Origin of the sequence: Chryseobacterium sp. RU33C, from assembly GCF_900156015.1 — a bacterium.
GTDB lineage: Bacteria > Bacteroidota > Bacteroidia > Flavobacteriales > Weeksellaceae > Chryseobacterium > Chryseobacterium candidae.
The window spans coordinates 1-14,796 of record NZ_FTMT01000018.1; the positions used below are offsets into that span (position 1 = coordinate 1).

Genomic DNA, 14,796 nt, shown 5'->3' on the forward strand with positions numbered 1-14,796 from the left:
TTTTGAAGTAATATCGTTTATGCCCACCTAAAGGCTCTTCTGCGCTACTGATTCTCTCTCGTTTTCAGTGGGGCAAAGATAATAACTTATTACAAAGCAAAACAAGTTTAGTTAACATAAATTTTACCGTTTCGTAATATTTAAACCTAAACAGCTGGATAGCAAGGTGAAAAATTTTAAACATTTGTTTGGAAGATCAGGTGGGTGGGTTGGAGGGTGGGAGCGTTGGAGAGGGTGAGAGGGGATGATTCCGGATGCAAGATGCGGGGTTTTGGGGCCGAATGATCAAAATATGGTCTATAGAATTATGAGAATAGCTTTTTTAAATTAATAACCTATATATAGGTTTTGGCTAAACCTGAATTAAGGGGTTCTTTTTTGCTAAACGGGATTCCTTCGACGAAGCTCAGGATTATACACCGCTTCTATTGAATAGGTATAAGAAACCACAGATGACACAGATGGACACAGATAAGATGTTTGCTTTTATATTATATATAGAGTAATAGGATTTAGCTCCTATACCCATAATTAATTAAAATGCTTAGCCTCAGCTCTGCAGGACACGGCTAATACTAACTGCTAAAAAAGTCTTAGATATTATCCTGACCACTTACTTCCTTTAAGGGCTCTCGTAAAGATGTTGGGATTCATGCAAAAATGACACAATGGGAATAGGGATTCTTACTCATTCCCCCGAAACCCACATCATCCATCATCCATCATCCATCATTCATCATTTATCATTTATAACTCCCCCCCTAGCCCTGATAGAAATGGTTACCCCGCAGCTTGCGTGGGAGAGTCGGTGGGTTGGAGCCTGGGAGACCCTTCGACTTCGCTCTGGGTGACAGCCTGAGAGAGCGCTGGCGCGAGGAGTAGGAATGGATAGCAGGATGAAACTCCCAAAAAAAAGTTGGAGAGTAAGAGAGTGAAAGGGTTGAAGATAAAAGAGGGTAAGACGCCTGGTGATGGAAGAATAAAAAAAGAAATAGGAAATAGTGAGAGTGTTTCTGGGAGTAAAAAAACATTCCGTAAGAGTCCTGTATATAAGGGACTCCTACGGAATGGGATAAAACAAAGTTATATTTTTTAGTTCAGAACGTATGATGTTCCGTCTCTTCCGTCTTTTAATTCGATACCTTCTGCAAGCAATTTGTCTCTGATCTGATCTGAAAGCTCAAAGTTTTTGGATTTTCTTGCCTGATTTCTCAGTTCGATCAAAACTTTTAGGGTCTGATCAAGCTTTTCATTGTTATTCTCTTCCACGGTTTGTAATCCCAGAACGTCAAAGATAAATGCATTGAGTGTAGTTTTCAAATCTTCAAGATCTGCAGTTGAGATTGTTTCTTTACCATCATTTAAAGCAAAGATGTATTTCACTGCTTCAAACAGGTGGGCAATCAGTATTGGTGAATTGAAATCGTCTGTTAAAGCTTCATAGGCTTTATTTTTCCACTCTTTCAGGCTGAAACCGGATTGTTTTGAATCATCTGGAGTAATAGAATTCAATACTTTCACTGCTTCCATTAATCTGATGAATCCTTTTTCACTGGCCATCATGGCATCGTTTGAAATATCCAGAACGCTTCTGTAGTGCGCCTGCAGGAAGCAGAAACGTACAATTGAAGGGTGGAAAGGTTTTTCAAAGAAGTCATTATCTCCGGTAACCAACTGCATTGGAAGGATATAGTTCCCTGTAGATTTGCTCATACGCTGAGAATTCATCGTCAGCATATTGGCGTGCATCCAGTAATTTACCGGTGCGGCATCGTTACAAGCTTTCCCTTGTGCAATTTCACATTCGTGGTGAGGGAATTTAAGGTCCATTCCTCCTCCATGGATATCGAATGTTTCACCCAAATATTTTGTACTCATTGCAGTACATTCCAGATGCCATCCCGGGAAGCCTTCTCCCCAAGGGGAATTCCATCTCATGATGTGAGCAGGGGATGCTTTTTTCCATAATGCAAAATCCTGTGGGTTTTTCTTTTCACCCTGTCCGTCAAGGTCTCTGGTATTGGCGAAAAGCTCTTCTATATTACGTTTTGAAAGTTCACCATAGTTCAGTCCTCTTTTGTTGTATTCTAATACATCAAAGTATACTGAGCCGTTGCTTTCGTAAGCAAAGCCTCTTTCAATCAGTTTTTGCGTTAATTCTATCTGCTCTACAATATGTCCTGTTGCTGTAGGTTCGATGTTGGGTGGCAGCAGATTGAACATATCCAGTACTTTGTGGAAGTCTACAGTGTACTTCTGTACAATTTCCATAGGTTCCAGCTTTTCAAGTCTGGTCTGCTTTACGAATCTGTCGTTATCTACATTTCCATCATCGGTAAGGTGTCCAGCATCGGTAATATTTCTTACATATCTTACTTTATACCCCAAATGAGTCAGGGTACGGTAGATAAAATCGAAGGAAAGGAAGGTTCTTACATTTCCTAAATGCACATTGCTGTACACGGTAGGTCCGCAGACATACATCCCGATATTTCCTTCTAAGATGGGTTTAAATATTTCTTTTTCCGCTGTAAGGGAGTTATATATTTTTAATTGCATTTATTTTTAAGTTAAAAGATTTAATAGTTTTAAAGATTCAAAAAGTAGTTAAAAAATAATTCTGTCACAACAAATAATTGTTGCAATGAAGATTTTATCGGAAACTTTTTTAAATTTTATCATAATTAAATCGCTTTTAAATGATGCTGTAAATGGTCTACATAATCATTAATAATAAATTCCAACGTATACACCCTGGGTTCTGTTTTGGTAGTATCACAGGTTCTCTGTAATGCTTCATCCGGAATATTTTCCACGATGTGAACAATCTGATAGTTCAAAGACTTCCAAAGGTCAATAAGATCTGAAACAGGAACATTCTGATAGTTCTGAGCTTTTACCCAAAAATTCTGGTCGTATACAATATTTTCGTTCTCTTTATATTGTGTCACAACAAATCTACGGATATTTGTAAAAGCGCTGTCACAAAGATGACCAATAATTTCTTTTTTTGACCATTTTTCAGAAATCCCTTTATATGACCACTCTTCATCAGTGATGTTTTGAAATCTCTGAAGCTCGGCATCGATAATATTTCTAAGAATCCGGTAGTTCATGATTTAATAATCAAGCTTTGCGTGGCTTCCTACGTAATGTAAGAATTCCTGTCTTGTAATAGGGTTGGTTCTGAAAATACCACTTAGTTCCGCAGTAATTGTAGAACTTGCTGTATCTTTTATTCCTCTACAGTTGACGCAAAGGTGTTTGGCATCAATGATACAGGCTACATCTTTTGTTCCCAAAGCTTCTTTCAAGGCATCAACAATCTGCATGGTCAATCTTTCCTGAACCTGTGGTCTTTTTGCATAATAATCCACAATTCTGTTAATTTTTGAAAGACCTATTACTTCTCCATTGGAAATATAAGCAACATGCGCTCTTCCTATGATAGGTAAAAAGTGGTGTTCGCAGAAAGAGTATACCGTGATATCTTTTTCCACCAACATCTGGCGGTACTTGTATTTATTTGAGAAAGTGGAAATTCCTGGCTTATTTTCCGGAAGAAGTCCTCCGAAAATCTCATTCACATACATCTTGGCAACACGTCTTGGAGAGTCTTTCAGAGAATCATCTGTCATATCCATGCCCAGCGTTTCCATGATCTCGCCGAAAAGTTCAGTAATTTTTTCAATTTTTTCCTGTGGCGATTTATCAAAAGCATCTTTCCTTATAGGCGTATGTTCTTTTCCCGTGAAAATATCATCGTCGTTATCAGTAAAATCAACCATTTTTATTTAATTTGCAGCAAAAATACGGATAATATCTTTTTCTCTATTTCAAATGAGATGAAAAACATTATCCTTTATAGCCATTTCTGATTAAAAAGCCTATGATTATTGTCGAACAAGTACAAAACCAACTCCAAAAAAGGGAATTTCTGGAATTCCCTGCCCGCCTCTATCAACACGACAAAAATTATATACGTCCTTTGAATAAAAATATTGAGGAGATTTTTGACCCTGAAAAAAACAAATTCTTTAAAAACGGAGAATGTGAGAGATTTTTGTTTAAAAAAAATAACAAGACAGTTGGAAAAGTTGCTGTTTTTGTGAATGGATGCTATGAGCAAAAGCAGCCTACGGGAGGAATTGGTTTTTTCGACTGTATTAATGATCAGGAAACAGCCAATTTTATTTTTGACTATTGTAAAAACCGGCTTCAGGAAAAAGGAATGGAGGCAATGGACGGCCCTATCAATTTTGGGGAACGGGATAAATTCTGGGGACTTTTAACTGAAGGTTTTATAGAGCCTTTGTTTGGAATGAATTACAACTTCCCTTATTACAAGGATCTTTTTGAAAATTATGGATTTCAGATTTATTTTGAGCAGCTTTGTTTTACCAGACCTGTTTTTGCAGAAGTTTCAAGGATTTTTACCATTGCACATGAAAAGAACAGAAGAAATCCTGCCATTTCTGCTCAGCCTGTAAAAAAGAATAATCTGCCGAAATTTGCAAAGGACTTTACAGAAGTTTATAATAAAGCCTGGGCTTCCCATGGGGAAGGGAAACGTTTGGAAGAGGCAAAAGTTCTGAAAATGTTCAAGACGATGAAACCCATCATCAATGAACATATTTCATGGTTTGTCTATGAAAATGAGAAACCGATTGCAATGTGGATCAATATTCCTGACGTTAACCAATGGTCTAAATATCTGAATGGAAAGTTCGGAATTTTTGAAAAGCTCAAATTTTTGTTTTTAAAGCGTTTTAAAAAGAATGAAAAAATGGTGGGTCTCGTTTTCGGTGTGGTCCCTGAATGGCAGAAGAAAGGGATTGACGGGTATATGATCTGGGAAGGAACACAGCATTTAAGAAAGCATACGGATTTTACGATTACGGAGCTGCAGTGGATTGGGGACTTTAATCCAAAAATGATTAAAATTGCAGAGGCTCTTGATACTACTGTTACCCGAAAACTGGCTACTTACCGGTATTTGTTTGACAGGAATAAGGAATTTGAGAGACATGAAATATTATAATTAAATACTTTAATGAAATTTAATTATTTTAAGAATAATAGTCGTATTTTTGAAAATAACTTTTGAAAACTTTAAACAAAACTAACAAAATGAGAAAAGTAATTATAAGCACCTTACTGGTTGCTTCATGCATTGTATATGCACAAGACTTTACACCTAACAACTACTCGTCCAACTACTCAAGTACAATATCTGTAAATAGCCTTGGAGGGGATCACGCAGTATTCGGAGTACGATCAGAAAACTTTGGGAGAGCATTAAAGTATGATGAAATAGCAGGTTCTCCTTATTACAATGCAGAATTCCATCTTGCTAAAGTAGCTGAAAACTTTGAAAAGGTATCTGTAAGATACAATAGCTATAAGGATGAAGTAGAATTTCAGAAAGAAGGTAAACCATTAGTCCTGCCTAAAGAAGAGCAGTTCTCCAGAATTGAAATTTTATCGCCCAAAAGCACAATGGTATTATTAAAAACTAATGACGACCTGAGTGGATATTTTTTCGAATTAGTTAATGGTAAAATCCCGCTTTACAAAAAAGTAAAGGTTAAATTTCAAGATGCTATTCCTGCAGCCAATTCATATGCAACTGATAAAGCAGCTTTTTTTAAAACATTAGATCCTGTTTATTATATCAAAACAGAGTCAGGGTATATTAAAAAACCAAAAAAAGTAAAAGATATCGCAGAGGCCTTTCCAGCAAAAAAGGATGCAATTGAAAATTTTGTAAAATCTAATGATATTAAAATCAATAAAGAAGAAGACCTCATCAAACTGGTTAAGTTCTTAAATCAATAAAAAAATAAACCCCTGTGGAATTCACAGGGGTTCCTTCATTTTGGTACTTTTATTAGAATAGCTCACCGGCTACTTTTTTAATATTATCACTTTTCCCCATTGAATAGAAGTGCAGAACAGGAACTCCAAAATCCAGCAATTCTCTGCATTGTGCAATGGCCCACTCAACTCCGATCTGCTTTACAGCTTCATTATTCTTCGCATTTTCTACCTCATTGATCAGTTCTTCGGGAAGATCTATTTTGAATACCTGAGGTAAGATTTTCAGGTGTTTCTTGGTCGCAATAGGTTTGATTCCCGGAATAATCGGAACTGTAATCCCTATTTCTCTTGCTTTCTGAACGAATTCAATATACTTTTTATTGTCAAAAAACATTTGGGTTACGATATAATCTGCTCCGGCATCTACTTTTTGTTTGAGCCACTTCAGGTCGTAATTCATGGAAGGGGCTTCCATATGCTTTTCGGGGTATCCGGCAACCCCGATGCAGAATTTGTTCAATTCATCACATACCTGTTCTTCGTTATGAAGGTATTTTCCTCTTCCGAGATCATTAATCTGCTCCACAAGATCCATCGCACTGGCATGACCTCCCTGAGTCGGTTCGAAATACTGATGTCCTTTCATGGCATCTCCCCTTAAAGCCATTACATTGTCTATCCCAAGGTACATACAATCTACCAGTAGATATTCTGTTTCTTCTTTTGTAAAACCTCCGCAAAGAAGATGTGGAACTGTGTCCACATTATATTTATGCTGGATTGCAGCACAAATTCCCAGTGTTCCGGGGCGCATTCTTGTAATACGGCGTTCCATCAGGCCATTTCCTTTATCTATATAAATATATTCTTCCCTTGAAGTGGTAACATCAATGAAAGGTGGTTTAAATTCCATCAAAGGATCTATATTGGTATAGAGATCTTCAATCCCGATTCCCTTCTGTGGCGGAACAACTTCTAAGGAGAATAAAGTTTTTCCATTTGCATTTTTAATGTGTTCTGTTATCTTCATGTCAATATTAATCTGCTAAATTGGGTGATAACCATTTTTTCGCTTCCTGAATGCTACAACCTCTTCTTTCTGCATAATCTTCAAGCTGGTCTTCTGTAATTTTTCCTAATCCGAAATATTTGGCATGCGGGCTTCCGAAATAATATCCGGAAACGGATGCTGTTGGGAACATGGCAAGGCTTTCTGTAAGGAAAACGCCTGTATTTTCTTCTACTTTTAATAAATCCCAGATGGTTTTCTTTTCCAAATGATCAGGGCAAGCCGGATAACCTGGGGCGGGACGGATTCCTTTATATTTTTCGGCAATAAGCTCTTCGTTGCTTAAGTTTTCCTGATTGGCATATCCCCAATATTCTGTTCGTACTTTTTTATGCAAAAATTCTGCATAGGCTTCTGCAAAACGGTCTGCCAGAGCTTTCACCATGATGGCATTGTAATCATCATTGGCTTTTTCATATTCTTCTGCCAATTCATCAGTTCCGAAACCTGTGGTCACACAAAATGCTCCTACATAATCGGTTTTACCTGAACTTTGAGGAGCGATGAAATCACTTAGCGCCAGATAATCTTTGCCTTTTGATCTCTGAGCCTGCTGTCTTAAGGTTAAAAACTTGGCCAGTTCATTATTATTTTCATCAAAAATCAGGATATCATCAGATACATTGGAATTGGCTTTAAAGATTCCGAAGATGGCTTTTGCTGTTAAAAGTTTCTCATCAAGAATTCTCTTCAGAATTACCTGAGCATCTTTGAACAGTTCTTTTGCCTGAGCTCCTACAACCTCATCTTCTAAGATATTCGGGTATTTCCCATGAAGATCCCAGCTTCTGAAGAACGGAGACCAGTCGATAAAAGGAAGAAGTTCTCTCAGATCCTGATTTTCTATTACCTTTATTCCAAGATTATTGGGTGTGAAAATTTCTTCATTTTCCCAGTCAATTTTAAAATTATTTTGTCTTGCTTCTTCAATGGAAACATAATCTTTATCTACCTGCCTGTTCAGGAACTTTTCTCTGAAATCGGAATAGTCATTCTTTAAATCTGAAACATATTCTTTATTCCTGTCGCCCAACAATGAACTTACTACGTTTACAGCTCGGGAAGCATCATTTACGTGAACAACAGCGTTTTTATATTTTAAATCGATTTTCACTGCGGTATGTGCTTTTGAAGTTGTTGCACCACCTATCAGCAAAGGAAAATCTAAATTTTGTCTTTCTAATTCTGAAGCGATATATACCATTTCATCCAAGCTTGGTGTAATCAGTCCGCTTAATCCAATAACATCTACTTTTTCTGCAATAGCGGTCTGGATAATCTTTTCAGCGGGAACCATCACACCGAGGTCTACGATTTCATAGTTGTTGCAACCCAAAACAACACTCACAATATTTTTACCGATATCATGAACGTCTCCTTTTACCGTTGCCATTAATATTTTTCCATTGGCAGGTTTCGAGCCGTCTTTTTCTGCTTCAATGTAAGGTTGTAAATAGGCCACTGCTTTTTTCATTACTCTCGCAGATTTCACTACCTGAGGTAAGAACATTTTCCCGCTTCCGAATAAATCCCCTACGACTCCCATTCCGGTCATCAGATTAATTTCGATCACATGAAGCGGTTTTGCAGCCAATTGTCTTGCTTCTTCTACATCTTCTTCGATAAAACGATCAATCCCTTTTACCAAAGCGTGGGTAATTCTTTCCTGTAATGGATTGTTTCGCCATTCCAGATCTTCGGTCTTTTCTTTCTTTACAGACTTGTGCTTTTCTGAATAGTCGAGAAGTCTTTCTGTAGCATCTTCTCGTTTATCCAGAATGACATCTTCTACCAGCTCCAGCAATTCTTTATTGATTTCATCATACACTTCCAGCATCGCAGGATTTACAATACCAATATTCATTCCTGCCTGAATGGCGTGATAAAGGAATACCGAGTGCATGGCTTCTCTTACGGTATCATTTCCACGGAAAGAGAAGGAGACGTTGCTCACTCCCCCACTTACGGATGCATAAGGAAGATTTTGTCTTACCCAGCGTGTCGCTTCAATAAAGTCGATGGCATTTCTTCTGTGCTCATCCATTCCTGTTGCCACCGGAAAGATATTTAAGTCGAAAATGATATCTTCTGCAGGGAAACCAATCTGATTGACCATAATATCATAGGAACGTTTTGAAATTTCAATTCTTCGTTCAAAACTGTCAGCCTGCCCTACCTCATCAAATGCCATAACAATGACTGCTGCTCCATATCTTTTAATAGCTTTGGCATGTTTTATAAATTCTTCCTCGCCTTCTTTTAAGCTGATAGAATTCACGACACATTTTCCCTGAGCTACCTGAAGACCAGCTTCCAGGATTTCCCATTTGGAAGAGTCTACCATGATTGGGATTCTTGCGATATCCGGTTCGGAGGCAATTAAGTTCAGGAATTTGATCATGGAAGCTTTTCCATCAATCAAACCATCATCAAAATTGACATCCAGAATCTGGGCACCTCCTTCTACCTGATGGCGGGCAATATCTAATGCTTCAGAGAATTTCTCCTCTTTAATGAGTCTTAAAAATTTTTTGGAACCGGCAACATTGGTCCTTTCACCAACATTGATAAAATTACTTTCCGGGGTTATGATAAGAGGCTCAAGGCCTGATAATCTTAAATACTTCATTTTATTCTTCTAAAATATAGTAGGCGTTATTGGCATTCTGCCTCAATAAATCCCTATGCTTACTTAAAGCTGCAGTCACTGAAAATTTCCCATATGCTAAATAATATTCTTTAGCAAATTCCCAGCTTTCCTTGGTGAATACTGATCTACCAGGTCAGCAATTGCTTTGATGTGCTCCGGAGTTGTTCCGCAGCATCCTCCGATAATGTTGATCAGTCCTTTTTCCACATATTCTTTGATCTGCCTTGCCATATCTTCGGGAGTTTCATCATATTTTCCGAAGGCATTCGGTAAACCGGCATTCGGGTATGCTGAGACATAGAATTCTGAATTATGAGCCAGTGTTTCAAGATAAGGAGTCAGCTGATCTGCTCCCAACGCGCAGTTAAAACCTACACTTAATAAATTCAGGTGGGAAACCGAAATCAGGAAAGCTTCTGCCGTCTGCCCACTTAATGTTCTTCCGGAAGCATCCGTAATCGTTCCTGAAACCATGATTGGAATTTTTATTCCTCTTTCGTCCTGTAATTCATCAATCGCAAATAAGGCAGCTTTTGCATTCAGGGTATCAAAGATGGTTTCTACCAGAAGGATATCTGAACCTCCGTCCAGCAAAGCTTCACACTGCTGTTTGTATGCCACTCTCAGCTCTTCAAAAGTGATGGCTCTGTATCCTGGATCATTAACGTCAGGGCTTAAACTAGCTGTTCTGTTTGTTGGTCCTATAGATCCGGCTACGAATCTCGGTTTGTCCGGATTTTTCGCGGTATACTCATCACAGGCTTTTCTGGCAATTTTTGCTGACTCATAGTTCAGTTCATATACCAGTTCTTCCATATGATAATCTGCCATTGCAATGGTAGTTCCTGAAAAGGTATTGGTTTCAATGATGTCTGCTCCTGCTTCCAGGTATTTTTTGTGAACTTCTTCAATCGCCTGAGGCTGCGTCAGAGAAAGCAGGTCATTATTTCCTTTTACAGGATGTTCCCAGTCTTTAAAACGCTCCCCGCGATAGTCTTCTTCTTCAAATTTGTATCTCTGAAGCATGGTTCCCATGGCACCGTCAAGAATCAAAATTCTTTCGGATAGCGCTTTATATAATTGTTCTGAATTTTTCATTTTCTATCAATTTGTAATAGTTTATAAATCCGCTGACCAGTTTTTTGCATAAGAGGATTTGTTTATTGATGATTTCAAAATCTTCTTTAGAAATATAATGCCGGTCTGAAGCAAAATGGAATTGAGTTTCCAGTTTACAGAGAGATTTTCCAGCAATATGCAGAAACTGTAAAGTATCTTCAGAAGCCTCTCTTCTACTTCCTTCCGTTATATTCAACGAAACTGAAGTTGCCATTCTTCTTATTGGACCCGTTAAAGCCAATAGCTCTTTTCTAGGAAAATTTGCAGTAAGGGCATAAGTTAAATGCACCAACTTTTTCCCTTCTCTCCAAATTGCTAATTCTGTGTAATCTCTATTCATTGAGTTCTTATAAACTGTTAACAATTAACTAATCTAAAGCCTGCTTCAAATCTGCAATTACATCCTCCACATTTTCCAGCCCTACTGAGCAACGAACCAACCCTGCAGTAATCCCTACTTCATTTCTTTCTTCGTCAGAAAGCTTGGAGTGCGTAGTGGATGCCGGATGCGTAACGATCGTTCTTGTATCACCTAAGTTGGCAGACAGCGAACACATTTGTATCTTATCTAAAAAGTTTCTTCCGCCTTCTATTCCTCCTTTTATTTCAAATGCTACAATGTTTCCTCCCAGCTTCATCTGCTTTTTGGCTACTTCATAATTTGGATGGGATTTCAGGAATGGATATTTTACTAATTCCACATTAGGATGGCTTTCTAAAAATTCGGCCACCTTCAAAGCATTTTCACAGTGTTTTTCTACACGGATTGCCAATGTTTCTAAACTTTTGGATAATACCCACGCATTAAAAGGAGATAATGCAGGTCCTGTATTTCTTGCGAAAAGATAAATTTCTCTGATCAGGTCTTCTTTTCCTACAGCTATTCCTCCTAAAACTCTTCCCTGCCCGTCAATCAGTTTCGTAGCTGAGTGTACCACAATATCTGCACCGTATTTGATTGGCTGCTGAAGATAAGGTGTTGCAAAACAGTTATCTACAATAAAAATAAGATTATGCTTTTTAGCGATCTGTCCGAAAAACTCAAGATCCAGAATTTCAATAGCCGGATTGGTAGGTGTTTCAAGATATAAGATCTTTGTATTGGGCTTAATGTATTGTTCAACATTTTCCGCATCTCCAGCTTTGAAATAAGAGGTTTCAATATTCCATTTCGGGAAATACTTGGTAAACAAAGTATGCGTAGACCCGAATACAGACTGACAGCTTACAATATGATCTCCGGCATTCAGCAATGCGGCAAATGTAGAATAGATGGCAGCCATCCCCGTTGCAAAGGCATATCCTGCTTCTGCGCCTTCCATTTTAGCAATTTTATCTGTAAACTCTGTTACGTTGGGATTAGAGAAACGGCTGTATAGGTTTTTAGGTTTTTCTTCAGCAAAGCTGGCTCTCATATCTTCCGCATCCTGAAATATAAAACTGGAAGTAAGATATAATGGTGTAGAATGCTCATCAAACTGAGATCTTTCCGTCTGGGTTCTTATTGCTGATGTTTCAAAATTTTCCATATAGTTTTAATTAATTTACCAATATAGCAGTCTGACAATGTACCAATTAAAATCTTCGCTTTGCTCAGAATAACGACACCAATTATTGGTAAACTGATACATTATTAGATTGTTACATTAAATATTATTTTGTTTCACTTACTCTTAAAATATCCCCGAATACACCTCTTGCCGTTACCTGTGCTCCGGCTCCGGCTCCCATGATAACAATTGGATTTTCTCCGTAACTTTCTGTATAAATTTCAAAGATTGAATCTGAACCTTTTAACTGACCTAAAGCGGAAGTTGCAGGAACTGAAATGAGTTTCACATCCAACTCGCCTTTATCTGTCTGCAGATCACCGTGCAGATCACCTACATATCTCAATACGTGTCCAGATTCCTGATTTTCTTTTATATTCTGGTATTCATCATCCAGTTCTTCCAGTCTTGAAAGGAATTCTGATTTTGAAACCTCCAATAAGCTTTCCGGAACCAGATTTTGGATATTGATATCTCCGAATTCATTGATTAAGTCTAATTCTCTCGCAAGAATCAATAGTTTTCTGGCTACATCATTTCCTGATAAGTCTTCTCTTGGATCCGGTTCTGTGTATCCTTTTTCAAGAGCTTCGTTGATGATGGTTGAAAATTTATCATCTCTTAAAGAAAAATTATTAAAAACATAGCTCAATGTTCCTGAGAATACGCCTTTAATTCTTGTAATATTCTCTCCTGAAAGGTGTAATAATTTGATGGTGTCAATTAACGGAAGACCTGCACCAACATTGGTTTCATACAGATAACGTCTGTTGTTTTTGCTCAACGTATATCTTAGTTTTCTGTATTCCTCAATGGGAAGCGTATTAAAAATTTTGTTGGAAGAAACGAGATCAAATCCGTTTTCTGCCAAAGCATGATAGTTTTTAACAAAATCTTTGCTGGCTGTGTTATCTACAACGATCAGGTTTTCCAGTTGATTTTCGTTCGAGAAATTAATCAGTTCTTCTACATTCGATGGATGTTCTGCGGTTAAAACCTCATCTTTCCAATTGGCATCAAATCCTTTTTTGTTGAAGGCAATTTTCTTAGAGTTGGCTACTGCGACTACTTTAAGATCAATTTTTTTACGTTTTTTAATTTCTTCTGCTGATTCAAGCACTTGTTCTATCAGTGTTTTTCCTACGTTTCCGTGACCAATGATAGCCAGATGAACTGTCTTTGGCTTTTTGAAAATTTCAGATTCTATGATATTTTTTGTTTTTTCATCCTGTGAAGAAGTCACTACGATATTGACTCTGTTTTCTCCTGCCACCTGATTTAAAAGCAATGGGAAAACATTATTTCTTGCCAGCTCAGCAAAGACTTTATTGAAATCTTCTGCTACAAAACCAATCACAGAAACATTATTGATACTATAGATCTGGGAAACTTTTCCTGATTTTCTTTCTTCTTCAAATTCATCAATAAGACAGGCTACTGCTTTTTCTGCATCATTGGCGTGAACCAGAATAGAAATTCCGTTTTCTACGGCCTGCTGAGAAATTACACCTACACTGATGCGCGCTAAAGTAAGCGCTTTAAAAATACGTCCGTCAATCCCGATTTCTCCCAGGAAATCTTCTCCTTCAAATTTGACGATTGATCTGTTCTTCAAAAATTTTATTTCGTTAGCATTTTTCATTACTTCTGTAAAATGTTTTTAATGATATTATTTAATTGTTGATATTCCATTAGGAAGGCATCATGCCCGTGTATAGATTGGATCTCGTGATAAGAAACATCCTTATTTTTCTCTTTTAAGTTTTCAAAACACATCCGGATTTCAGAAGCAGGGAAGAATAAGTCTGTATCTACGGAGATCATGTGCATTCGTGCCTGTATGTTCTCCAGTGCTTCTTCAGCAACGTTTATATTCATTAAGAGATGATTCATCAGCTTGTATGCTTTTAAACTAAACCTTTCGTTCAGTGCATTACCATGATAAACCAACCAGTCTTCTGATTCCAGGCGTTGTTTTTCCTGATTATATTGGTTTTGAAATCTGTCATTGAGTGACTGTGGAGTTCTGTAACACAGCATGGCATGAATTCTCGCTTTCTGTAATGGTTCTTCTTTATCATTCAATAAAAATTTCTGAACCAGACACTGCGCATGAAGCCAGTCGTGTGTTCTGTAATCACAGGCTATGGGAATAAATATTTCTGCGAGATCCGGCTGCTTGGCAAGCATTTCCCAGGCAATCCCTCCTCCCAGAGAGCCTCCGATAATGGCATATAAATTTTTGATATGTAAAGCTTCAAGTCCTTTCAGAAATATTGCGGCAATATCTGAAGGGGTGAAGTCTTCATAGTCTTCAATTAAAAAATCGTCATATCCGTTTCCGGGTATATTGAAACACAGAACAGTGTATTGATCAGTATCAACAATCTGGTTTTCTCCTACCAGCTGTTTCCACCAGCCTTTATCTCCGGATACATTTGAGTTTCCGGTAAGGGCGTGGTTGATTAAAATGACAGGGGCTGTAAACAGATCTTTCCCAAAAAGCTGATAGCTTAACGGGATATGGTATTCCTTTTGGGAATTTGTTTGATACGAAAGATTAATATAGTTTAGTTCTGTTTTCAATT

At 37.7% G+C, this 14,796-nt stretch carries 12 protein-coding genes; 2 read left to right on the top strand and 10 right to left on the bottom strand.

The features are described from left to right. Nucleotides 1–1,092: 1,092 nt before the first annotated feature. The 3 genes from cysS to folE all read right to left on the bottom strand — a co-directional run bounded on the left by cysS (nt 1,093) and on the right by folE (nt 3,788). On the bottom strand, nt 1,093–2,559 hold the full coding sequence (gene cysS / locus BW946_RS14895; protein WP_076596941.1) for a cysteine--tRNA ligase: 1,467 nt from the start codon (nt 2,557–2,559) through the stop codon (nt 1,093–1,095). 125 nt (nt 2,560–2,684) lie between these two features. Beyond that, nucleotides 2,685–3,116 (bottom strand): DinB family protein, encoded by a 432-nt coding sequence (locus BW946_RS14900; RefSeq protein ID WP_076596942.1) that lies wholly within the window; start codon nt 3,114–3,116, stop codon nt 2,685–2,687. A 3-nt stretch (nt 3,117–3,119) separates the two neighbouring features. Further along, nucleotides 3,120–3,788: a GTP cyclohydrolase I FolE gene (gene folE, locus BW946_RS14905; protein ID WP_047376638.1), complete on the bottom strand. Its 669-nt coding sequence runs from the start codon at nt 3,786–3,788 to the stop codon at nt 3,120–3,122. A gap of 101 nt (nt 3,789–3,889) precedes the next feature. On the opposite strand from folE, the gene BW946_RS14910 reads away from it, so the two are divergent. Both BW946_RS14910 and BW946_RS14915 read left to right on the top strand, forming a co-directional pair. After that, the gene (locus BW946_RS14910; RefSeq protein ID WP_076596943.1) at nt 3,890–5,041 is read left to right on the top strand and encodes a hypothetical protein; all 1,152 of its coding nucleotides are present in this window, start codon (nt 3,890–3,892) and stop codon (nt 5,039–5,041) included. Nucleotides 5,042–5,130: 89 nt separating this feature from the next. Then, on the top strand, nt 5,131–5,838 hold the full coding sequence (locus tag BW946_RS14915; RefSeq protein WP_076596944.1) for a hypothetical protein: 708 nt from the start codon (nt 5,131–5,133) through the stop codon (nt 5,836–5,838). 52 nt (nt 5,839–5,890) lie between these two features. Here the strand turns inward: BW946_RS14915 and metF are convergent, their stop codons facing one another. The 7 genes from metF to BW946_RS14950 all read right to left on the bottom strand — a co-directional run bounded on the left by metF (nt 5,891) and on the right by BW946_RS14950 (nt 14,794). Continuing rightward, nucleotides 5,891–6,850 carry a methylenetetrahydrofolate reductase [NAD(P)H] gene (metF, locus tag BW946_RS14920; protein WP_076596945.1) on the bottom strand — a complete coding sequence of 320 codons (960 nt, stop codon included), beginning with the start codon at nt 6,848–6,850 and terminating at the stop codon, nt 5,891–5,893. A 7-nt stretch (nt 6,851–6,857) separates the two neighbouring features. Beyond that, the gene (gene metH, locus BW946_RS14925) at nt 6,858–9,518 is read right to left on the bottom strand and encodes a methionine synthase (RefSeq protein WP_076596946.1); all 2,661 of its coding nucleotides are present in this window, start codon (nt 9,516–9,518) and stop codon (nt 6,858–6,860) included. 96 nt (nt 9,519–9,614) lie between these two features. Beyond that, nucleotides 9,615–10,637, bottom strand: a complete 1,023-nt coding sequence (locus BW946_RS14930) for a homocysteine S-methyltransferase family protein (RefSeq protein WP_076596947.1) — start codon at nt 10,635–10,637, stop codon at nt 9,615–9,617. Then, nucleotides 10,612–10,998, bottom strand: coding sequence for a four helix bundle protein (locus BW946_RS14935; protein ID WP_076596948.1), 387 nt, complete (start codon nt 10,996–10,998; stop codon nt 10,612–10,614). Before BW946_RS14935 ends, BW946_RS14930 begins: the two co-directional genes overlap by 26 nt. Before the next feature lie 28 nt (nt 10,999–11,026). Then, nucleotides 11,027–12,187 (bottom strand): O-succinylhomoserine sulfhydrylase, encoded by a 1,161-nt coding sequence (locus BW946_RS14940; RefSeq protein WP_076596949.1) that lies wholly within the window; start codon nt 12,185–12,187, stop codon nt 11,027–11,029. Between the two features lie 124 nt (nt 12,188–12,311). Beyond that, a complete protein-coding gene (locus BW946_RS14945) occupies nt 12,312–13,850 on the bottom strand; it encodes an ACT domain-containing protein (protein ID WP_076596950.1) in 1,539 nt (512 codons plus the stop codon). Continuing rightward, nucleotides 13,850–14,794: an alpha/beta fold hydrolase gene (locus tag BW946_RS14950; protein ID WP_076596951.1), complete on the bottom strand. Its 945-nt coding sequence runs from the start codon at nt 14,792–14,794 to the stop codon at nt 13,850–13,852. Before BW946_RS14950 ends, BW946_RS14945 begins: the two co-directional genes overlap by 1 nt. Nucleotides 14,795–14,796 lie beyond the last annotated feature (2 nt).